The sequence below is a fragment of the Parerythrobacter jejuensis genome, assembly GCF_039536765.1.
GTDB classification, from domain to species: Bacteria; Pseudomonadota; Alphaproteobacteria; order Sphingomonadales; family Sphingomonadaceae; genus Parerythrobacter; species Parerythrobacter jejuensis.
This window is the reverse complement of record NZ_BAAAZF010000001.1, coordinates 1470965-1491138: the sequence shown is the minus strand read 5'-3', so window position 1 is coordinate 1491138 and position 20174 is coordinate 1470965. Positions and strand designations below refer to the sequence as shown.

The 20174-nt window shown below is 61.5% G+C and carries 18 protein-coding genes; 13 read left to right on the top strand and 5 right to left on the bottom strand.

Annotation, left to right across the window (positions count from 1 at the left end; genetic code table 11):
• Positions 1-59 precede the first annotated feature (59 nt).
• From fliQ to ABD653_RS07380, 5 genes are read left to right on the top strand one after another with little or no spacing between them, the layout of a single operon-like run.
• Complete coding sequence (fliQ, locus tag ABD653_RS07400) at positions 60-329, top strand: flagellar biosynthesis protein FliQ (RefSeq protein WP_160778087.1); 270 nt, start codon at positions 60-62, stop codon at positions 327-329.
• 16 nt (positions 330-345) lie between these two features.
• On the top strand, positions 346-1110 hold the full coding sequence (locus ABD653_RS07395; protein WP_160778086.1) for a flagellar biosynthetic protein FliR: 765 nt from the start codon (positions 346-348) through the stop codon (positions 1108-1110).
• Complete coding sequence (locus ABD653_RS07390) at positions 1107-2207, top strand: EscU/YscU/HrcU family type III secretion system export apparatus switch protein (RefSeq protein ID WP_160778085.1); 1101 nt, start codon at positions 1107-1109, stop codon at positions 2205-2207. Before ABD653_RS07395 ends, ABD653_RS07390 begins: the two co-directional genes overlap by 4 nt.
• A gap of 6 nt (positions 2208-2213) precedes the next feature.
• On the top strand, positions 2214-4265 hold the full coding sequence (locus ABD653_RS07385; RefSeq protein WP_160778084.1) for a flagellar biosynthesis protein FlhA: 2052 nt from the start codon (positions 2214-2216) through the stop codon (positions 4263-4265).
• A gap of 13 nt (positions 4266-4278) precedes the next feature.
• Complete coding sequence (locus tag ABD653_RS07380; protein WP_160778083.1) at positions 4279-5400, top strand: tetratricopeptide repeat protein; 1122 nt, start codon at positions 4279-4281, stop codon at positions 5398-5400.
• Between the two features lie 59 nt (positions 5401-5459).
• Here ABD653_RS07380 and ABD653_RS07375 read toward each other — a convergent pair whose 3' ends face one another.
• Positions 5460-6728 (bottom strand): acetyl-CoA C-acetyltransferase, encoded by a 1269-nt coding sequence (locus ABD653_RS07375; protein ID WP_160778082.1) that lies wholly within the window; start codon positions 6726-6728, stop codon positions 5460-5462.
• Between the two features lie 127 nt (positions 6729-6855).
• On the opposite strand from ABD653_RS07375, the gene ABD653_RS07370 reads away from it, so the two are divergent.
• The 4 genes from ABD653_RS07370 (at position 6856) to ABD653_RS07355 (ending at position 10971) form a co-directional block, all read left to right on the top strand.
• Positions 6856-7629: a crotonase/enoyl-CoA hydratase family protein gene (locus ABD653_RS07370; RefSeq protein ID WP_160778081.1), complete on the top strand. Its 774-nt coding sequence runs from the start codon at positions 6856-6858 to the stop codon at positions 7627-7629.
• Positions 7629-8792: a CaiB/BaiF CoA transferase family protein gene (locus tag ABD653_RS07365; RefSeq protein ID WP_160778080.1), complete on the top strand. Its 1164-nt coding sequence runs from the start codon at positions 7629-7631 to the stop codon at positions 8790-8792. Before ABD653_RS07370 ends, ABD653_RS07365 begins: the two co-directional genes overlap by 1 nt.
• Before the next feature lie 14 nt (positions 8793-8806).
• A complete protein-coding gene (locus tag ABD653_RS07360) occupies positions 8807-9949 on the top strand; it encodes an acyl-CoA dehydrogenase family protein (RefSeq protein WP_160778079.1) in 1143 nt (380 codons plus the stop codon).
• 80 nt (positions 9950-10029) lie between these two features.
• A complete protein-coding gene (locus tag ABD653_RS07355) occupies positions 10030-10971 on the top strand; it encodes a TraB/GumN family protein (protein ID WP_234032113.1) in 942 nt (313 codons plus the stop codon).
• Positions 10972-11029: 58 nt separating this feature from the next.
• Here ABD653_RS07355 and ABD653_RS07350 read toward each other — a convergent pair whose 3' ends face one another.
• Positions 11030-11905, bottom strand: a complete 876-nt coding sequence (locus tag ABD653_RS07350) for an alpha/beta fold hydrolase (RefSeq protein ID WP_160778078.1) — start codon at positions 11903-11905, stop codon at positions 11030-11032.
• Positions 11906-12013: 108 nt separating this feature from the next.
• Between ABD653_RS07350 and ABD653_RS07345 the strand changes: the two genes are divergently transcribed.
• The 4 genes from ABD653_RS07345 to ABD653_RS07330 all read left to right on the top strand — a co-directional run bounded on the left by ABD653_RS07345 (position 12014) and on the right by ABD653_RS07330 (position 17019).
• Positions 12014-13177, top strand: coding sequence for an acyl-CoA dehydrogenase family protein (locus ABD653_RS07345; RefSeq protein WP_160778077.1), 1164 nt, complete (start codon positions 12014-12016; stop codon positions 13175-13177).
• Between the two features lie 121 nt (positions 13178-13298).
• The gene (locus ABD653_RS07340; RefSeq protein WP_160778076.1) at positions 13299-15215 is read left to right on the top strand and encodes a DUF3604 domain-containing protein; all 1917 of its coding nucleotides are present in this window, start codon (positions 13299-13301) and stop codon (positions 15213-15215) included.
• Positions 15212-16036: a peptidyl-prolyl cis-trans isomerase gene (locus tag ABD653_RS07335; RefSeq protein WP_160778075.1), complete on the top strand. Its 825-nt coding sequence runs from the start codon at positions 15212-15214 to the stop codon at positions 16034-16036. The genes ABD653_RS07340 and ABD653_RS07335 overlap by 4 nt, the downstream gene beginning before the upstream one ends.
• Positions 16033-17019, top strand: coding sequence for a HupE/UreJ family protein (locus ABD653_RS07330; protein ID WP_160778074.1), 987 nt, complete (start codon positions 16033-16035; stop codon positions 17017-17019). Before ABD653_RS07335 ends, ABD653_RS07330 begins: the two co-directional genes overlap by 4 nt.
• Here the strand turns inward: ABD653_RS07330 and ABD653_RS07325 are convergent.
• From ABD653_RS07325 to ABD653_RS07315, 3 genes are read right to left on the bottom strand one after another with little or no spacing between them, the layout of a single operon-like run.
• A complete protein-coding gene (locus tag ABD653_RS07325; RefSeq protein WP_199801069.1) occupies positions 16989-18410 on the bottom strand; it encodes an efflux transporter outer membrane subunit in 1422 nt (473 codons plus the stop codon). The genes ABD653_RS07330 and ABD653_RS07325 overlap by 31 nt on opposite strands.
• Positions 18411-18412: 2 nt before the next feature.
• Positions 18413-19429 (bottom strand): efflux RND transporter periplasmic adaptor subunit, encoded by a 1017-nt coding sequence (locus ABD653_RS07320; RefSeq protein ID WP_160778073.1) that lies wholly within the window; start codon positions 19427-19429, stop codon positions 18413-18415.
• Positions 19430-19438: 9 nt separating this feature from the next.
• Positions 19439-20170, bottom strand: coding sequence for an ABC transporter ATP-binding protein (locus tag ABD653_RS07315; RefSeq protein ID WP_160778072.1), 732 nt, complete (start codon positions 20168-20170; stop codon positions 19439-19441).
• Between the last annotated feature and the right edge of the window lie 4 nt (positions 20171-20174).

Genomic DNA, 20174 nt, shown 5'->3' with positions numbered 1-20174 from the left:
GACGGCCCCACCCATAACCGGCCTTGCTTGACATAGGGGGATGTTATGGGGTCGCAGCCATGACGCCGGATCGCGCGTTAGATTTTATGAACGATATGCTGTGGGCGGCCGCCGTGATTGCGGGGCCGGTCATGCTGGCCACCTTGCTGGTGGGGCTGACCGTGTCGATCTTCCAGGTCGCCACGCAAATCCAGGAAATCACGCTTAGCTACGTGCCCAAGATCGTCACTGCCGGGTTGATGCTGATCATCCTGGGCCCGTGGATGATCTCGCGGCTGACCAGCTTTGCGCGCGATCTCTACCTGACCATACCCGCGCTCGCGCAGTAGCTGGGGCATCGGGGGGATGGCCAGCTTCGTCGACATCTGGATTGCGAGCCTGCTCGTAGCCTTGCGGCTTGCCCCTGCGCTGGCTTTTGCGCACCCCTTCACCCTGCTGCGCGTCCCCGCCACCATCCGTGTCTTACTGGCGATCGGCCTCGCTTTCTGGGTTGTCGCGGCGCGCCCTGAATTGACCAGCGCGCAAATTGCGGGCGAGAGCCTGCCCGGCCTGATCCTGGGCGAGCTGGTGCTTGGCATTGCCATCGCGCTCGGCCTGCAACTGGCCTTTGCGGCAATCCTGTGGGCGGGCCGCGCGCTCGATATCCAGGCCGGCTTCGGCCTTGCGATGCTGGCGGACCCGACCACCAATGCGCAAATCCCGCTGGCCGGCACGATCCTGGCTTACACCGCCGCGATGATCTTCTTCGCCACCGGCGCGCAATATGATCTGCTGGCGCTGTGGTTGGCCTCGGTCGAGACGCTACCCGTCGGGTATGGCGTGGTCAGGCCCGATATGGCGGCGGTCGGGGCCTATCTCGCCAGCGTGTTCTTCCTCGCCATCGGTCTGGTCGGGGCGGCGATGCTGGCCATCTTCCTGACCGACCTGGTGGTTGCCTTCCTCAGCCGCACTCTGCCGCAGATGAATGTCCTTCTGCTCGGCTTCCAGGCCAAGGCGATGGTGATGATTGTCACCCTGCCGATCGCGATTGCCTTTGCCGGGGCACTGTTCCTGCGCCTGATGCGAATGGCCGTGACCGAACCGGCAACCTTCTGGGGGGTCGCGGCATGAGCGAGGAAGGCCAGGAGCAGAACAAAACCGAGGAACCAACCCCGTTCAAGCTGAAGAAGGCGCGAGAAAAGGGGCAGGTTGCGCGCGGAATGGACCTTGGCTTCGTTGGCAGCCTGATCGCGGTGGCAGGCGTGGCGATGTTCATGGGCGAGACGTTCTTCGGCAATCTGGCCGACATCATGCGGTATAGCTTTGCCGCGGGGATCACCGGCCGCGGCGATCCGATGGAAGCGCTGGGTGTGGTCGCCGAAACCTATTGGGGCGCATTCCAGCCGCTCGTGATCCTGGGCGCGGTGATCATGATCGTGCTGATTACGCTGGAGATTCTGCAGCTGCGCGGGTTCGTATGGTCCACCCATCCGCTCAAGCCCGACTTCAAGAAGCTCAACCCCGCCAAGGGCCTGAAGAAGATCTTCTCGATGAAGATGCTCAAGGAAACCCTGAAGAACATCACCAAGTTCTTCACCTACTGCACTGCAGCCGGCTTTATCGGTTACGCAGCGCTGGAGACCTGGGGTGTGCGCCTGGTCGATGCGCAATGGCTGGTCCGGGCGATGGAACAAAGCGGCGCGCGCCTGCTGATGGTGTTCATCGGCTTCGCCTTTGTTTTCATGGTGATCGACCAGATCATCGTCCGCCGTGAATTTCACAAACAGATGCGGATGAGCCGGCGCGAGCTGACGCGTGAAACCAAGGATCGCGAAGGCGAGCCGCGTTTCAAGCAAAAGCGCAAGGAAATTCACCAGCAGATGCGCGAGCAAAGCGAAGGGCTGGGCAAGCTGCCCGGATCGGACCTGCTGGTCGTCAATCCGGAGCATTATGCGGTTGCCCTGCGCTACGACGCCAAGACCATGAGCGCGCCCGAAGTCCGGGTGAAGGGACGCAATCATTTCGCCCAGCTGATGAAGCGCAAGGCACGGCTCCACGCGGTCCCCGTCGTGCCCAATCCGCCGCTCGCGCGCAAACTCTATGCCGAATGTTCATCGGGCGGCCCGATCCGGCCCGATCACTATCACGAAGTTGCGCGGCTTTACCGCGCGCTTGCTAACCCGCCTGCGGCCCCGGTTGCCGATGGCCAAGCCGCCGTTGAAGGATAAGTCGCGATGATCCAGAAGATGTTCGCAGGAAACAAGGATCTGTTCCTGGTGTTCGGCACTTTGCTGATCATCGCGATCCTGTTCTCGCCGATCCCGCCGACCTTGCTCGATTTCGCGATCATCGTGAATTTCGGGCTTGGCTTCACGATCCTGCTGCTGACCTTTTACGTCGCCAAACCGGTGGAATTCTCGACCTTCCCTTCGATCCTGCTGGTGGCGACGCTGTTCCGACTGTCGCTTAATGTCGCCTCGACCCGGTTGATCCTTACCGAAGCTTATGCCGGTGATGTGATTGATTCGATCGGCTCCTACGCCATGCAGGGCAATTTCGTGATCGGCCTGGTGGTTTTCGTGATCCTGGTCGTCGTGCAGTATATCGTGGTGACGAGTGGTGCGCAGCGCGTTTCCGAAGTGGCCGCGCGCTTCACGCTCGATTCCATGCCGGGTCAGCAGATGAGCATCGATGCTGACCTCAATCTCGGCCTGATCGACCAGGAAGAGGCGCAGGCACGGCGGCAGGAACTGGAGAAGGAAGCGTCCTTCTATGGTTCGATGGACGGGGCCAGCAAGTTTGTGAAAGGCGATGCGATTGCCGGGATCATCATCCTGCTGATCAATATCATCGCCGGGCTGATCGTGGGCGTGGCGCAAATGGGCATGAGCTGGGGCGAGGCGATGCAGCGTTTCACCCTGCTGACCATCGGTGATGGCATCGCGACCCAGCTGCCGGCCCTGATTATCGCGGTTGCTACGGGTATCATCGTGACCCGCTCTTCGGCTGATCGCCAGCTGAGCATGGAAATCTTCAGCCAGCTCTCCAGCGTGCCGCGCATCCCGTTGATTGTCGCCGGTATCCTGCTGGGCCTGATGTTGCTGCCGGGCATGCCCAAATGGCCGATCGCTATTGTCGGTGTCGTGGCGCTGGTGGCGTGGGTGCGTATCCGCAATGCGAAGAAGCTCGCTGCGCTGGAAGGCGATGTGGAAGACGAGGCAACGGACAAGGGATCGGTTGCCGAAGGGCAGGCAATCGAAATCAAGCTTGGCACCGAATTGATGGATGCATGGAAAGAGCGCCAGCCGCTGTTGCTCGATCGCATCGCGACCCAGCGCAAGACAATCGAGCGCAGCTTCGGCTTCTCACACCCCAAGGTCAGCATTGCCGAGGGTGACGGGCTTGGCGGTCTCGACTACCAGATTGCCATTCACAAGGATCCCTATGGTGTGGGCCAGATCCATCCAGATCGGTTGCTGGCGCTGCGCCAGAGCGACCAGGCCGAGCCGCTGGATGGCATTCCGGGCAAGGATCCGGCCTTTGGTCTGGAGGGGGTCTGGATCGAACCGGGGCGGGCTGAACAGGCGCGCGAGAGCGGATATAGCGTGATCGATCCCGAGACCGTGATGACGACGCATCTGAACGAAGTCATCAAGTCCGAAATTCCGGCCCTGCTGACTCGTGCTGCGACAGTTGAATTGCTCGATCAGGTGCGGGCACGCCAACCCGGCCTGATAGAAGAACTGGTGCCCAATGTGATGACGGCTTCGGATGTCCAGCGGGTTCTTCAGAACCTGCTGCAGGAACGTGTCTCTATTGCCAATATCGACATCATCCTGGAAACGCTGGTCGATGTTGGCCGGCAGGAACGCGATCCGACTATCCTCAGCGAGAAAATTCGCCAGAGTCTCTCGGTTTCGATCTGCGCTGCCTTGCGTGGGCATCATGGCGATCTGGCCGTGCTGAGCCTCGATCCGCGGGTGGAAAACCGTATCGTCAGCCAATTGGGCGAGGGCGGGGCTGAGAACCTGATTGCCGCCGATCCCAAACTGGCAGAGCAATTGCTCAAATCGATTGCGCCCAAGGTCGACACGATGATGCGCCAGGGTCGCAATCCCGTGTTGCTGTGTGCCGGGCCGATTCGCCGGGCAATGGTGCGGCTGGCCCAGCGCACCATTCCTCAACTCTCGGTGATATCGGTGGATGAAGTACCATTGCGCATTGCGCTGAGCAGCTTTGACATCGTCAAACTGGAAGAGACAAGCACGCCAGAGCCGGTTGCCTGAGGAGAGTATGGATATGGCATCGCAAGACAGTGTCGAGAAGCTGGAACGGCTGGCGGATTTTCTCAAGGCCGATCCGGAAAACCCGGCCTTGCTGGCAGATTGCGCGCAAGCAGCTTTGGAAGCCGACCAACCGGCAGATGCGACGGCATTCTTCAAGCGGCTGGAGGCGATCGAACCACTGGCGGGCGGAGATGCCAATGCCGCCGGGATCGCCGCCATGCGCAGCGGAGACCAGCAGGCAGCCCAGCTATGGTTTGCGAAGGCCCTGGATGACAATCTTGGCGATCCCGGGCTGCGCTTCAACATTGCGTGGAGCAAGGCGCTCGCCAAGGATTTCGAAGGCGCGGCTGAAATGCTGGAGGCAGATGTGGTCGAGGCTTTGCCGCAAGCCGCGATGCTCGATCTGCAAATCGAGCACGAGCTGGGTCACTTCGACGAGGCGGCCGGGAAGATGCATGCCTATCTTGAAAAGTTTCCCGACTACGGTCCGCTACAGGCTGCGGCGTCAGTTCTCGCCATGGATGTCGACGATCCCGATCTTGCGCGTGCGGCTGCAGAAAAGGGCGGCGATCACCCTGATGCGCTGACCACATTGGCGACGCTGGATCTGGGCGACCGCAAGCTGGACGACGCGCGTGGGCAGTATGAGAAAGCGCTGGCAACGCGGCCCTTCAATCCCCGCGCGGAAATCGGGCTGGGCCTGGTCGATCTGGCCGAGGGTAACGCGCAGAACGCGGCGACCCGGCTCGACAAAGGGGCAGAGCAGTTTGTCGATCATCTCGGCACTTGGATTGCGGCCGGCTGGGCGCATTTCATCGGCGGCGATCTCGACGCTGCGCGTGACCGGTTCGAGACGGCCCTGAAGCATGACGACACGTTTGGCGAAGCGCACGGCTCGCTTGCGGTGATCGAGTTGCTGCAAGGCGATACCGAAAGTGCGGAACGCCGGATCGAAGTCGCCAAGCGACTTGATCGGGAAGCGTTCTCGACGGCTCTTGCAGCCATGTTGTGGGAGCAATCGCAGGGCAATCAGGAGAAGGCCGAGCAGATCTTCCGGATTGCCTCGCAGCAGCCGATCATGCCCAATGGTTCGACTTTGATGGACGAACTTATCAAGGCTCTCGGCAACAGCTGAAACAGAAAGGGCGCGGAAGCTCAAGCCGCCGCGCCCTTCCTCGATTTATGAAAGCGTAATCAGTCGACGAAGCCGTCGACCCGCTCCACCACGATGGCCGGGGCCATGCCTCCCGCTGCGCACATCGTAACCAGGCCGGTCTTCTTGCCCTGCCGTTCCAGCTCGTCGACCATGGTGCCGATCAGCATCGAACCGGTCGCGCCGATCGGGTGGCCGAGCGCAATCGCACCGCCATTCACATTGACCTTGTCCCAATCGAGATCGAGGTCGCGTACGAATTTTGCGGCGACCACGGCGAAGGCCTCGTTGATTTCGAACAGGTCGATATCGTCGAGCGTCATCTTGGCCTTTTCCAGAACCCGCTTGGCCGCCGGGACAGGCGCGTTGAGCATCAGCGTGGGATCATCGCCCATATTGGCGGTGGCAACGATGCGGGCACGCGGCTTGAGGGCATGTTTCTCGCAATATTCCTTGCTTGCCACCAGCACGCCGGCAGCGCCATCGACCACGCCCGAACTGTTGCCGGCATGGTGGAAATGCTCGATTTCGAGATCCGGGTATTTCTGGTTCACCAGACCGCGGAATGTGGTGCCGTTCTTGTCCAGCGGCACGTCGGCTATCTTGGTGAAGGCAGGCTCCAGCTGGCCAAGCGTTTCCATGGTCGTTTGCGGCCGGGGGAACTCTTCCTTGTCGAGGATCACATTGCCCTCGTCATCGACCACTGGCACTACAGATTTGTCGAAGCGGCCTTCGGAAATGGCCTGCGCAGCGCGCTGCTGGCTGCGATAGCCGACTTCGTCCAGCTCTTCGCGGGTGAAGCCTTCCTTGCTGGCGATGGCATCGCCGCACACGCCCTGATGGCTTTGTGGATGTTTGGCCTGAAGACGCTCGTTATAGCTGCCCATCATCGGCGGGGCGATCCCGGCCTGCATCTTGGCTTTGCTCATCTCTGCGGTCAGGCTCATCATTTCGGTGCCGCCAGCGACCACGCAATCGGCCATGCCCGACATGACCTGTGCTGCTGCGAGGTTCACCGAAGTGATGCCGCCGCCGCAGAAACGGTCCAGCGTCATACCACTGCTGGTGATGTCATATCCTGCATCGAGCGCGGCCATGCGGCCCATATCGCCCGCTTGTTTCCCGTCCTGCGTACTGACCGACCAGATCACGTCATCGACCGTCGCCGTGTCGAGATTGTTGCGATCCTTGAGCGCTTTCAGAACAGTTGCGGCAAGATGCTGGGGATGCTCGGCCGCCAGCGCTCCCTTGCCGACTTTGCCGATGCCGCGCGGCGTGCGGCAGGCGTCTACGATATAGGCTTCGGGCATGATGTCCTCTCCAATGGTGTATGTGTCCGGCCAAAAGTCCGGTCAAAACTGTGGCTTGACGTTTCCGTAAAGCTTGGCCAGCAGCGACACAAGGAAAGTTTCAAATCAAAATGGAGAGGCGACAGATATGAGCGATGCAACCACGGACGAGCTGCTGACGGAAGTGCGCGATGGCATTTTGATCATGACCATCAACCGGCCCGAAGCAAAGAACGCGATGACCAAAGCGGCTTCGGAAGCGATTGCGGCTGCGCTCGACCGGTTGGACGAAGACGATTCGCTGCGTGTCGGCATCCTGACCGGTGCCGGTGGCACGTTCTGTTCGGGCATGGATCTCAAGGGTTTCCTGCGTGGCGAGACGCCCTCAGTGAAAGGGCGCGGATTTGGCGGTCTGACCGAAAAGTCGCCGGCCAAACCGCTGATTGCGGCGGTTGAAGGATACGCTTTGGCAGGCGGAATGGAGCTGATGATCAGCTGCGATTTGATCGTCGCCAATTCGGGTTCGAAATTCGGTATTCCGGAAGCCAAGCGCGGGCTGGTGGCAGCGGCTGGCGGCCTGATGAAACTGCCCGACCAGATCCCGCCGAAAATCGCGATGGAACTGGCGCTGACGGGTGAATTCATCGACGCCAAGCGCGCTTATGAGCTGGGCCTGATCAATAAGCTAACCGACGGCGCGGCGCTGGATGCCGCAATCGAGCTGGCACAGAAGATCACTGCCAACGGCCCGCTGGCGGTCAAGGTTTCCAAGCAGATCATCGAAGAATCGCGCGCCTGGCCTCTGGCGGACCGCTGGACCGAGCAGGGCAAGCTGATGCCGCAGATCTTCATGAGCGAAGATGCCCGCGAAGGCGCCGCTGCCTTTGCCGAGAAACGCGCACCCAATTGGAAGGGCAAATAATGGCCCAAGGCACAAAAGGCGGCCCGCTTGATGGTATCCGGATCATAGAATTTGCCGGGATCGGCCCCGGCCCGTTCTGCGGAATGATGCTGGCTGATCACGGTGCCGAAGTGATCCGGGTCGACCGGGCCACCGGCGGACGCGGTGGATCGCAGCCCATCACGACCAAGGATGTGCTGGCTCGCGGACGCAAGTCGATTGCGCTCAATTTGAAATCGGAAGAGGGCGTGGCTCTGGCCCGAAAACTGGCGGCAAGTGCGGATGGCATCATCGAGGGTTTTCGCCCCGGCGTGATGGAGCGACTGGGCCTTGGCCCCGAAGAGCTGCTGAAAGACAATCCCAAGCTGGTCTATGGCCGGATGACGGGGTGGGGGCAGACCGGCCCCTACTGCCCCTATGCCGGGCACGATATCAATTACATCGCGCTTGCTGGCGCGCTGGCCCATTTTGGCCGCAAGGGCGGAAAGCCGACCCCGCCGATCAATATGGTCGGCGATTTCGGCGGCGGCGGAATGATGCTCGCTTATGGAATGGTCTCGGCGCTGCTGAGTGTTGCCCGGGGCGGGGAAGGCCAGGTGATCGATGCTGCGATGACCGATGGGACCGCCGTCTTGATGGCCATGATGCACGGCATGAAAAACACCGGCACGTGGAGCGAACAGCTTGGCGTCAACCTGCTCGATACCGGGGCGCATTTCTACGACACCTATGAAACCGCCGATGGCAGGTTCATCTCGCTCGGCAGTATCGAGCCGCAATTCTATGCCGAGCTGCGCAAGCGCGCCGGACTGGAAGAAGATGCCGATTTCGATGCCCAGATGAACCCGGCGGGATGGGCGGCGCTGAAAGACAAGCTGACGGCTCTGTTCAAGGGCAAAACCCGCGCGGAATGGGATGCGATCATGGAGCATAGCGATGTCTGCTACGCTCCGGTCCTGACCATGAGCGAGGCGGCACAGCACCCGCATAATGTGGCGCGCGATACCTTCATCGATGTGGGCGGAGACACGCAGCCTGCGCCGGCGCCGCGCTATTCAGGCACTGCGACAGCGACGCCCGAGCCCGCGCCCATGCCCGGAGACGATACCGACGCGGTTCTGGAATCGCTGGGATTGAACGAAGCCGAACGTGCCGCGCTGCGCGATGCCGGCACTGTGAACTAAGAGGACTGATACCGATGCTCGATCTGGCCAACCGCTTCGCCTATAATGACGATCACAACATGTTCCGCGACACGGTGCGAAAGGTGTTCGCCGAACATATGGAGCCCTTTCTCGACCAGCACGAGGAAGAGGGCATCGTCCCGCGTGAGGCATGGAAGGCACTCGGTGATGCGGGCATGCTGTGCCCCACGGTGAGCGAAGAGAATGGCGGGCTCGGCCTGGATTTCGGCTACAATGCGGTCATTGCCGAGGAGCTGTCCTATATGGGCAGCGCCGCCGGTTTCACGCTGCAGAACGACATCACGGTCAATTATTTCGAGCGGCTGGGTAGCGCGGAGCAGAAGGCGAAGTATCTGCCTGGCATGATCAGCGGCGATATCATCACCGCGATTGCCATGACCGAGCCGGGCGCAGGATCCGATCTCCAGGGCATCCGCACCACGGCCAAGGAAGACGGCAATCACCTCGTCATCAATGGTTCGAAAACATACATCACCAATGGCCAGAATGCCGATGTGGTGATTGTGGTTGCCAAGACCGATCCGACCCAGGGCGCGAAGGGCACCAGCCTGATCCTGGTCGATGCCGACACTCCTGGCTTCGAACGCGGGCGCAATCTCGACAAGATTGGCCAGCATTCGGCCGACACTTCGGAGCTGTTCTTCAACGATTGCCGCGTGCCCAAGACCAACATGCTGGGCGGGGAAGGCATGGGTTTCATCCACCTTATGGAAGAGCTACCGCAAGAGCGTCTCTCTATTGCCATCGGCTGCCAGGCCGGGGCTCAACGCGCGTTTGACGAGGCGGTAAAGTTCACAAAGGAACGCGCGGCCTTCGGCAAGACTGTGTTCGAATTCCAGAACACCAAATTCACGCTGGCAGACCTCAAAACGGATCTGCAGGTGGGCTGGGCCCATCTGGACTGGGCGCTCAAGCGGCATCTGGATGGCAATCTGACCACGGGCGAGGCCAGCGCAGCCAAGCTGTGGCATACAGAGATGCAATGGAAAGCCGTAGACGTTGCGTTGCAGCTGCATGGCGGGGCTGGCTATATGAACGAATACACTATCGCCCGTCTGTGGCGCGACGCCCGCGTCACCCGCATCTTTGGCGGTACCAGCGAGATTATGAAGGAAGTGATTTCGCGGGAGATTTGAGGGGAAAGTGGTGCGGGTTGATCGACTCAAGCCACCGCGTTCACCCGGCGTCTAGCCAGCAGTCGATACGGGGCATGGCCATGTCACCGCGTCTTCGCTTTGCCACTGCGTGTGCCGCAGTTTTCGCTCTTGGCGTGCCCGCTATCGCTCAGGCGCCATCGGCCCCCCACGAAATCGTCGTAACGGCGCAGCGCTCGGGCGCGCCGATGTGGACCATCGATACCCCGACCGGCACAATCATTCTCGTCGGCGAGATACGTGCAGTGCCCAAGAGCACTCCGTGGCAGCCCGATCGGCTGAAAGAAGCAACCGCCGAAGCGAGCCGGGTGATCCTGCGCGCCAGCCCGAAATTCTCGCCGGGTGATGTCTTGCGGCTGATCTTTCGCGGTGGGAGCTTTACCAAATTGCCCGATGGGTCGGTCGCGGCGGACTATTTGACCCCTGGCCAGCGCACGCGGCTGGCCGCGCTCGAGGCCAAGTATGATGTCAAATACGACCGGCGTAGTTTTCTGATGTCGTCCTTCGATCTGCTTGCCCGGCGTCTGGATTTCGATGATGACACGACCAAGGACGCGACGGATATTGTTCGCAAGGCTGCTGACAGGGCAGATGTGCCGATCACCCGGCCAGAGCGATTTCGCGGCGAAGACTTGCTTGACGATCTCGCCGAGGCAGAGCCTGCTAGCCACATTCCTTGCCTGGAAGCGGCCATGAGCGCGACCGAGGCCGGGCAGGACATTGTCGAGGCACGCGGCAATGCCTGGCGCAAATTCGATGTGCCCGCAGTTATGGCAAACCCCCTCGAAATCGCGCTCGGTACGTGTTGGCCTTGGGCCGACGATGATCTGGGCGACGAGATCCGCGACCAGTGGACCGGCATGATCGCCGACGCAGCGAGGGATAGCGGCGTGACGCTGGCAGTCGTCCCACTGCGGGTCCTGGCCGAACAGGACGGCGTGCTCGATCAACTCGAGGCGCGCGAATTTGCGATCAGCGGGCCCGACTGGCGCTCGCCAAGCTAGAATTGCTTCGGCCAGAACGCCACGATCATGATTGGGTCGCTATCAGCGACCCTTCAGCTCATTCAATAAACGCCTGCACCTCGGCCACGAAATCATCGAACCGGTCGTGATGCACCCAGTGGCCGGCGCGTTCATAGGCGCTGACCTTCACGTTGTCGCCAAAGTGGACCATGCGCCCGTCGTCTTCAGGGTTGGAGGCCCAGCTGTCATTGCCATAGACCAGCAGGGTGGGGCAGGTTATCCGGCCCCATAGCTCTTCCAGCTGCGCCAGCGAGATATCGTCTTGCGGCCAGGCGTGGAGGTGCGGGTCGAACTTCCAGCTCCAGGTGCCATCCTCGTTGCGGATCGCGCCGTTGCGGGTCAGATGCTCGGCCTGGCTGCGGCTGAGATAGCTGTTCGCTTCGTGCATCCGGTCCAGCGCGGCCTCGAACGTATCGTATTTCTTGATCGAGCGCGCAGAGGCATCGCGTTTCTTTTCCATCCATTGCTTGCGATGTTCGTACCAGGGCGTTTCGGCGATCTTTTCCTGCACCTTGGGGCTGGGGCCAAGGCCTTCGATCGCCACCAATCGCCGCACGTTCTCGGGATAAAGCCCGGTGTAGCGCATGGTCACATTGCCGCCGAGCGAGTGCGAAACGATGGTCACCGGGGCGAGCTCCAGCTGGTGGATCAGCTGGGCGAGATCATAAACATAGGAACTGACTGTGTAGACGCCGGTATTGGTCCACTCGCTGTCACCATGTCCGCGCAAATCGGGGCAGATGACATGCCAATCCTTGCGCAGCTTTTCCGCCATCCAGTCCCAGCTTCGGCAATGGTCACGCCCGCCATGCAGAAGGATCAGAGGCGGGGCATCTTCGTTGCCCCAGTCTGCATAATGCAGCCGTGTGCGCTGGCTGATGAAGCTTTGTGAAGTCGGGCCTATCAATTCCATCGGGCGCTCCGCTGCAGGGGGTCGGTTACGGTCTTTTGAATGCGTTGCAGTCCGCTACCGACATGATACGGTGCGTGGCAACACGAAAAACATGTGAGAGGATAATCCATGCCCGCGATTGATGTACCCCAGCCCGAATTCATGGAAGACGAGGAGATCTCGATCTTCGCCGATGCCGTGGGCAAGTTCTTTGCTCAGCATGCACCGGAAAAGCGCGTGCAAAGCTGGCGCGACAACGGGCAGGTAGAGCGCGGATTCTGGAACGAAGCGGGCGCTGCGGGCTTGCTCGGCGTCTCGGTACCGGAAGAATATGGCGGCCACGGTGGTGATTTCCGTCATGATATGGTCATTCTTGACCAACAGGCCAAGCACGGCGTCGACGGCTTCGCAGCTAGCCTGCACAACACCATCATCCTGCCCTATCTCGTGCGCCACGGCACGGAAGAGCAGAAGAAGAAATATCTGCCCAAGCTGGTCACCGGCGATCTGGTCAGCGCGATTGCCATGACCGAGCCGGGTGTCGGTTCCGACTTGCAGAGCATCACCACGACGGCGCTCAAGGATGGTAATGGCTACCGCATAAACGGGTCCAAGACGTATATCTCCAACGGCCAGACAGCGGACTTCATCGTGGTGGTCGCCAAGACCGATCCCAACGAACGGGCCAAAGGCATTTCGCTGATGCTGCTGGAGACCGAAGGCGCGGAAGGCTTCGAGCGTGGCAAGAAGCTCGACAAGATCGGGTTGGACGCGGCAGATACGTCGGAGCTGTTCTTCGACAATGTCTTCGTGCCGGCAGAGAATGTGCTCGGGGGGGTCGAAGGCAAGGGCTTCTACCAGTTGATGGGCGAGCTTGCGCAGGAGCGGCTTGTGATCGCCATGGGCGCGGCCACCGGGATCGAGAAAGCACTCGAAACCACCCTCGAATATGTCAAGGAGCGCAAGGCATTCGGACAAACGATCTGGGATTTCCAGAACACGCAGTTCGTCCTCGCAGATCTCAAGGCCCGTGGCACCGCAGCGCGGGTATTCGTCAATGACTGCATCGCCAAGCTGCTCAAAGGCGAGCTGGACGTCGCCACCGCCGCGATGGCCAAATACTGGGTCACCGAGCTGCAGAGTGAAGTGGTCGATAAATGTCTCCAGCTGCATGGCGGCGCGGGTTACATCAACGAATACCCGATTGCGAAAATGTATCGCGACAGCCGTATCTCACGGATATTCGGTGGTTCGAACGAAGTGATGAAAATGCTGATTGCGCGTTCGATGTAGTCGGGGAGAATTCGGTCGCAATTTCCGGGGCGGGGCAGCGCTATGGCGTCGCCTCGCCCTTGACGTTTGGGTAGCGCGTGCGCAGTCTGGTTGCATAACAAAACGCATAGGGAGGGGAACCATGCGCAAGAGATGGATCGCGGCCGGTGTCGCGGCAGTGGCGCTCGCTGGTGGCGCGGCGTGGTACACTGGCATGTTCAAGGAGCGTGCGAATGCGACCCAGGCCAGCAATGGCGAAGGCTCTGTCGAACTCGCAGCTTACCCCGATCGTGTCTATTGGGGCGACACGCACTTGCATACGGACAACTCCGTCGATGCGTTTGGCTTCGGTGTCCGGATCGGACCCGAAGAGGCGCTGAGGTTTGCGCGCGGCGACAAAGTCACATCGACCACGGGCCGGGAAGCGCAACTGGCAAGGCCGCTCGATTTTCTCGTGATTGCCGACCACTCGGACGCTCTTGGCGCTACCAAGAGGTTGATGAATGCGCCGAGCGTCCTGGTGCGCGATCCGACGCTTAAGCGCTGGCAGGAAATGCTGCGTGCGGGCGGTGACGATTCCGTTCGGGCGGTGGCAGAGTTGATTGATGCAGCGGCCAATGACGAAATTCCCGAAGCGATGCGCGACCCGGAAGCCAACCGGCAAGCCACGCAAGACATCTGGCAGGAGCATTTGCGGATCGTCGACCTGTTCAACGAACCGGGCAAGTTCACCGCGTTCGCAGGCTTCGAATGGACGCTGATGCCGGACGGTAACAACCTCCACCGTGTGGTGATGTTCCGTGACGGGGCGCCGACGATTGGCGATACTCTGCCCTATCCCGGCCTCGATGGCGAAGTCGAAGGGCTGTGGGACTATTTGGCCGCCTACGAAGAAAGCACCGGTGGTGGGGCGCTGGCGATTCCGCATAATTCGAACCTGTCGAATGGCATCATGTTCGAAATGAGAGGCCCTGATGGCCAGCCGATGAGCGAGGATTACGCATCCAAACGCGCCCGTTGGGAGCCTGTGGTTGAAGTCACACAGATCAAGGGTGATAGCGAGAGCCACCCGTTCCTTTCGCCCAATGACGAATTCGCCGGATACGGCGTGTGGGGGTGGGAGCTTGGCAACTTGCCAATGAACGAGCGGGCCACGCCAGACATGTATGGCGGCAGCTACGTTCGTGAGGCGCTCAAACGTGGCCTTTCGATCGAGCAGCGCTTGGGCGTCAATCCCTATCGCTTCGGTCTGATCGGATCGACGGATTCGCATACAGCGCTCGCTACGGCGGATGAGGATAATTTCTTCGGCAAGCACACGGGCAATGAGCCAAAAGCCGAAAGAGCGATGAGAGGCCAGAACCTCGGGACGCGGCAGGGGCGATTTGGCTGGCATTACCTGGCCAGCGGGTATGCTGCGGCTTGGGCGCGCGGAAACACGCGGGCCGAGATCTTCGATGCTTTCAAACGCCGTGAAGTTTACGCCACCACCGGTTCGCGCATGAGTGTGCGGGTTTTCGGAGGCTTTGATTTCGGCGAAAATTCCTTCGGCACGGACTGGGTCGAAAACGGCTATGCCAATGGTGTGCCGATGGGCGGCGTACTGGATGATAGGGGCAGCGCGCCGAGCTTTGTGATCGAAGCACTTAAGGATCCCGAGGGCGCCAATCTGGACCGTGTCCAGGTGGTGAAAGGCTGGGTTGATGCCAGCGGTCAAACGCAGGAACGCGTGTTCGATGTGGTTTGGGCCGACCAGGAAAACCGCGCGGCTGTGGGTAGCAAGGTTCCGGCCATTGGCAGCACGGTCGACGAAAGCAAGGCAAGCTACACCAACGATATCGGCGCAGCCCAATTGCGCACGGTCTGGTCCGATCCGGAATATCGCGAGGGCCAGCGCGCTTTCTACTATGTCCGGGTGATTGAAATCCCGACCCCACGGTGGGTCTTGTTCGATGCGATCATGTTTGACCTGACCTTGCCGGACGAGGTGGTGAAGGTGGTGCAGGAACGCGCCTATACCTCACCCATCTGGCTGCTGCCGAAGAGCGATGATGCGTGACACTTGAAGAGCGCGCGCGCCAATGGGTGCGCGAACCACTCGTCCATTTCCTGCTTGGCGGGCTGCTGATATTTGCCCTGTTCGCGTGGCGGGGCGAAGAAACTGATCCTGCCAGCAGGTTAATCGATGTCGACCGCGAAACGCAGGCGCAAATCGCGTTGCAGTTCGAACGTACCGTGCAGCGCCCGCCCACCGATAGCGAGCTGGACGGGCTGATCGAGCAATGGGTGCGTGAGGAGGTCCTTTATCGCGAAGCCCTGCGGCTGGGCCTCGATGCAGGCGATCCGGTGGTGCGCCGACGCCTGGCCAAGAAGATGGACTTCCTCGCCGCTTCCTCTGCCGAAGCGGTCGAACCGAGCGATTCCGAACTGGAAGAGTGGTTTGCAGCCAATGCTGCGCGCTATGCCGATAAGAGCACAGCCAGTTTCGACCAGGTCTGGTTCGCACAGGCGCCTGATACGGACGCAGTGACAGCGCAGCTGCAATCTGCCGGGGAGGATTGGCGCAGTGTCGGTGAGCCGGTTTCGCTGCCTGCTGTTGTCGAGGAGCGGCAATTGCAAGCGGTCGGCGCGCAATTCGGCACAGCCTTTGCCGACGAACTTGCTGCGATGGAGGTTGGCAATGCCTGGAGCGGCCCTGTCCGGTCCGGTCTTGGCTGGCACATGGTGCGGTTGCGTGCACGCAAAAGCGAAAGCATCCCGGCGCTCGCCGATATTCGCCAGCGTGTGACGAATGATTGGCGCCTTGCCACGGCGCAATCGCGCGAAGACCAGGCCTACGCCCTTCTGCGCGATGCCTACACCGTAGAGATCGACCGGTGATTGCTCGCCTGTTGGCGATTACCACGCTGGTGTCCGCCACGTTGGTGGGGGCTGTCCCGGCATGGGCGGATGAATTGCGACCGGGCTTTGTCGAATTCGCAGAGATCGCCGCCGATCAATGGCAACTCAACTGGAAACAACCCTTGCCTGCGCCTGGCCCTGCCGAATTGGCGGTGCCGATCTTGCCTGAAGCTTGTACAATACTTGGGGAGCCCGTTGCACGTTCGGCCCCGCTGGCACTGATTGGATCGGCCACGGTCCAATGTAGCGGCCCGGTGGCAGGCGGGCAGATCGGGTTCGAGGCGATTTTCGGCGGTGGTGACGTCTTGCTGCGGGTCGCACCGCTGGAAGACCCGGTGCAGACATTCCGCCTCACCGAAAACGCGCCCATTGCGACCATCATCGCAGAGCCCACGGGCTGGGAAGTCTGGCGTAGCTATTTCGTGCTCGGGATCGAGCATATCCTGGAAGGGTGGGACCACCTGCTGTTTGTGATTGCGCTGGTCCTGCTGGTCCGGCGCGGTTGGGATGTGGCCAAGGCCGTTACCGCCTTTACCGTGGCGCATTCGCTGACACTGGCGGGTGTGACCCTGGGGTTGGTCGGCCTGCCAGGTAGGCCGGTTGAAGCCGTCATCGCGCTATCGATTGTCTTGCTGGCAGTCGAGGGCCTGCGCCGCGATAGCATGACCTGGACGCGCCGCTGGCCGTGGCTTGTCGCCTTTCTGTTCGGCCTGATCCACGGCTTCGGCTTTGCCGGTGCGCTCAACGAAATCGGCCTGCCCGAAGGTGACGTGCCTGCCGCCCTCATATCGTTCAATCTGGGCGTCGAAGCCGGCCAGCTGGCCGTGGTCGCGCTGGTATTGCTTGCGATCGCGGCGCTGCGCCTGATCCAGCCTGCCCGTCTGGAGCCTGTCATCCGTATTGCCAGCTATGCGATAGGGATCACCGGCACTTACTGGCTGATAGACCGGCTGGTCGGCTGATCGCCCCCGAGCGCTTGCCACAATAAGACCCGGGCGCGTTCGGCACGGCCCCGCGCCGCTGCGGCTCGCTCGCCGCTGGCATCGGCGGCGCGCCTGGCTTCGAGCACAGTCAGGAAGTCTGACAGGCCAGCCCGATACCGCGTGTCGGCGAGCTTGGCTGCCCTTTCGGCACTGGCGGTCTCGCGCTCAGCGGCGGCGAGTTCGCGATCAGCGGCCGCGACCAGTCCGTAGCCAGTCTCGGCATCACCCAGTGCGGTGAAAACAGCATTACGATAGCTGGCAAAGGCCAGCTGCTTGTCGGCAGCCGAGGCATCAATCTGCGCCTGGATGCGCCCGAAATCGAGCAAAGGTGCCAGCAATGAACCGCCGGCGGTGCCGACCGCAGAGCCATCGTCAAAAAGATTGCCGAGGTCGAACGCCAGCAGTCCCAAGGCAGCAGAAAGCGTGAGCTGCGGGAAGCGGTTGGCAGCCGATGCGGCCAATTCGGCGTCAGCAGCTGCCAGATTGGCTGCGGCAGCAAGGACATCCGGCCGGTTGGCAAGCAATTGGCTGGGCAAGGATGCCGGGGCGGCGGGTTGGGCCGGGTCGGGTGCCGGTTGCCGGAGCAATTCCAGTACTTTCTGGCCCGGCTGGCCGGTCAGTGTCACCAAGCGACCCGCGATGCGCGCGCGTTCGCTGGCCAGTGCAGCGATCCTGCTGCGGCTGGCCTCGGCAACGCTTTCGGCGCGGACCCGGTCAAAGCCGGGCGACAATCCCGCCCGCTCGCGGGTTCCGGCAAGGCGGGCTAGGCCCTCGGAAGCTTCCAGATCCTGTTGCAAGGCATTCTGACGTGCGGCGAGGGTGCGCCAGTCGATCACCGATGCGGCGATCTCCGCCAGCAAGGCATTCCGGACCGCAGTGGCTTCGGCAGTAGCGGCACCCAGTCGGGCCATGGCGGCGCGTTCGCGCGCGCGGAGGCGGCCAAACAGGTCCAGGTCCCAGCTTGCACGCAAATTGGCCCCATAGGCGACCTGCTCGGTATCAATCGAGATACCGGGTGGTAGCGCACCTCCGAATTGCGCGGGATTGGTGCGGGTGCCGGTGATCGATGCATCAGCCGTGATGTTGGGCAGGCGGTTCGCGCCCGCGCCAGCCGCTCCGGCTCGTGCGGCTTCGATCCGTGCGGCAGCTTGCGCCAGAGTGGGGGCATCGGACAATGCCAGTGCAGACAGGTCGGCAAAAGCCGGATCGCCACTGGGCAGCAAGGCAGCCAGCGATGCACCGGTAGCGCTATCAGGTGTGAACGCGAATTCGCCCGGCAAAGGAGGAGGCGTAGTGTCGATTTCAGGCGGTGGCCCGGCGACACATGCGCCCAGAGCGAGCGCTGCGACCAGGGGATAGGCAGCGCGCATCGCTATTCTCCCTGCTCCGCTTGGCTGCTTGCCTTCGCGGGTTCAGAGTTGGTCTTGGCCGGGATGAAGGCATCGATTTGCTGGCCGACACGGAACAGGCCGTCGGTCTCGGGCAGTTGGTAGATCACCTGCAGCACGCGAACATCAACTCTCTCACTGGCGCTATTGGTCAGCGACCGCTTGGGCACCACCAATGGTTCGGCACGGACGAAAGTGGCTTCCACCTGGCGATCGGCTGCGCCCCTAGGCGAGACGATGGCAGGCTCGCCCATGGCAACGCGCGGAGCCTGTTCCTCGTCAATATCGACCCGGATGTGAAGCGGCCTGGTTTCGCCCATTTCTATGAAGGGTGTGGAACCCCCGCCCATGGTCGAAAGGAACTCACCCGGACGGATATTCACCGCCAGGATTTCACCCGCAATCGGTGCGCGCACTGTCGCGCGGCCAAGCTCGGTGCGGGCACTGCCTGCCAGCGCCTGGGCCGCATCGAGGCGGGCCCGGGCCAGTTGCAAACGGGTCCGCGCAGCCGATGCCTCGCCCTCGGCGCGAATGACTTCGGACTGGCTGACCGCAGCAGGGTCATCGACATTGCGATAGAGCGCGAGTTGTCGTGATGCTGTGGCCTGGGCTGTTTGCGCCTCGGCAATAGTGGCGCGTGCTTCACCAATCGAAGCATTGGCCTGCTGCAACTGCGCGCGGATAGCGCGCGTGTCGACAGTAAAGAGCGGCTGGCCCTTCTCGACGAAATCACCCGGTTGCACTCGTAAATCCGTCACCAGGCCGGACAATGCGGTGCCGATCTGGATCGTCTCACTCGACGGCTCGACAACGCCGGCTCCGGCGACGCGCGCGGCATTGGCGAGATCGCCGGTCGCTCGCGGTGGTTCGCGCTCTGGTTCTTCCAGCTGGCGATCGGGCAGGCCGTTCCAGATGAAGATGACTGCCAGGACGAGGCCGATCACGGCAATGACCGGCAGCGCCTTGCGGGAGAAACTGAAATTTTCGGGGAGAAGAGCCATGATCTATTCCTAGTGGCCGTCCGGCATGTCTGTGCCGTCATGGGTTATCTTGCCGTCCTCGAGCACAAGGATACGGTCGGCGAGGTCGAATACGCGGTTGTCGTGGGTTACGATGATGCAGGCGCGGTCCTCCGCCACAGCCACTTCGCGCAGCAGGTCCATCACGCGGCGGCCCGAATTCGCATCAAGCGCGGCGGTCGGCTCGTCACACACAACCAGTCGCGGCTCGTGCACCAGGGCGCGGGCAATGGCGACACGCTGTTGCTGGCCACCGGAAAGCTGGCTGGGGAGCTTGTCGGCCTGGTCGAGAATGTTGAGCTTTTCCAGCATCAGTTTCGCCTTCTCCCGCGCCTCGATGCGATCCATCCCTTTGGCGATCAGGGGTACGGCGGCGTTGGAGGCAGCGTCGATCGAAGGGATCAGATTGTACTGCTGGAAGATGAAGCCGATATTCTCGAGCCGGAAATTGACCAGGTCGGTATCGGACAGATCGTAGATATCCGTCCCGAACACGCGAATGTCGCCTTTGGTCGGCCACAGGATACCGCACATGATCGAAATCAACGTCGTCTTGCCGGATCCGGATTCGCCCACCACGAAGGTCAACTCGCCCGGCTGGATGTCTACATCGATCCCGTGCAATACGGTGATGACCTGCTGACCCGAGGTGAAATCGCGGGTTACGCCGCGCGCACAGATGGCGGCTTCGGGTGCGCAGCCTCCGATGGCTGAAGTGTCCATTTTC

Excerpts from the sequence above, each read along its gene's own strand:
- ABD653_RS07360 (WP_160778079.1), top strand. The coding sequence starts at position 8,807 with ATGCTCGATCTGGCCAACCGCTTCGCCTATAATGACGATCACAACATG.
- ABD653_RS07315 (WP_160778072.1), bottom strand. The coding sequence starts at position 20,170 with ATGGACACTTCAGCCATCGGAGGCTGCGCACCCGAAGCCGCCATCTGT.
- ABD653_RS07355 (WP_234032113.1), top strand. The coding sequence starts at position 10,030 with ATGTCACCGCGTCTTCGCTTTGCCACTGCGTGTGCCGCAGTTTTCGCT.
- ABD653_RS07380 (WP_160778083.1), top strand. The coding sequence starts at position 4,279 with ATGGCATCGCAAGACAGTGTCGAGAAGCTGGAACGGCTGGCGGATTTT.
- ABD653_RS07385 (WP_160778084.1), top strand. The coding sequence starts at position 2,214 with ATGATCCAGAAGATGTTCGCAGGAAACAAGGATCTGTTCCTGGTGTTC.
- ABD653_RS07325 (WP_199801069.1), bottom strand. The coding sequence starts at position 18,410 with ATGCGCGCTGCCTATCCCCTGGTCGCAGCGCTCGCTCTGGGCGCATGT.
- ABD653_RS07375 (WP_160778082.1), bottom strand. The coding sequence starts at position 6,728 with ATGCCCGAAGCCTATATCGTAGACGCCTGCCGCACGCCGCGCGGCATC.
- ABD653_RS07390 (WP_160778085.1), top strand. The coding sequence starts at position 1,107 with ATGAGCGAGGAAGGCCAGGAGCAGAACAAAACCGAGGAACCAACCCCG.
- ABD653_RS07320 (WP_160778073.1), bottom strand. The coding sequence starts at position 19,429 with ATGGCTCTTCTCCCCGAAAATTTCAGTTTCTCCCGCAAGGCGCTGCCG.
- fliQ (WP_160778087.1), top strand. The coding sequence starts at position 60 with ATGACGCCGGATCGCGCGTTAGATTTTATGAACGATATGCTGTGGGCG.
- ABD653_RS07350 (WP_160778078.1), bottom strand. The coding sequence starts at position 11,905 with ATGGAATTGATAGGCCCGACTTCACAAAGCTTCATCAGCCAGCGCACA.
- ABD653_RS07370 (WP_160778081.1), top strand. The coding sequence starts at position 6,856 with ATGAGCGATGCAACCACGGACGAGCTGCTGACGGAAGTGCGCGATGGC.
- ABD653_RS07340 (WP_160778076.1), top strand. The coding sequence starts at position 13,299 with ATGCGCAAGAGATGGATCGCGGCCGGTGTCGCGGCAGTGGCGCTCGCT.
- ABD653_RS07345 (WP_160778077.1), top strand. The coding sequence starts at position 12,014 with ATGCCCGCGATTGATGTACCCCAGCCCGAATTCATGGAAGACGAGGAG.
- ABD653_RS07395 (WP_160778086.1), top strand. The coding sequence starts at position 346 with ATGGCCAGCTTCGTCGACATCTGGATTGCGAGCCTGCTCGTAGCCTTG.
- ABD653_RS07365 (WP_160778080.1), top strand. The coding sequence starts at position 7,629 with ATGGCCCAAGGCACAAAAGGCGGCCCGCTTGATGGTATCCGGATCATA.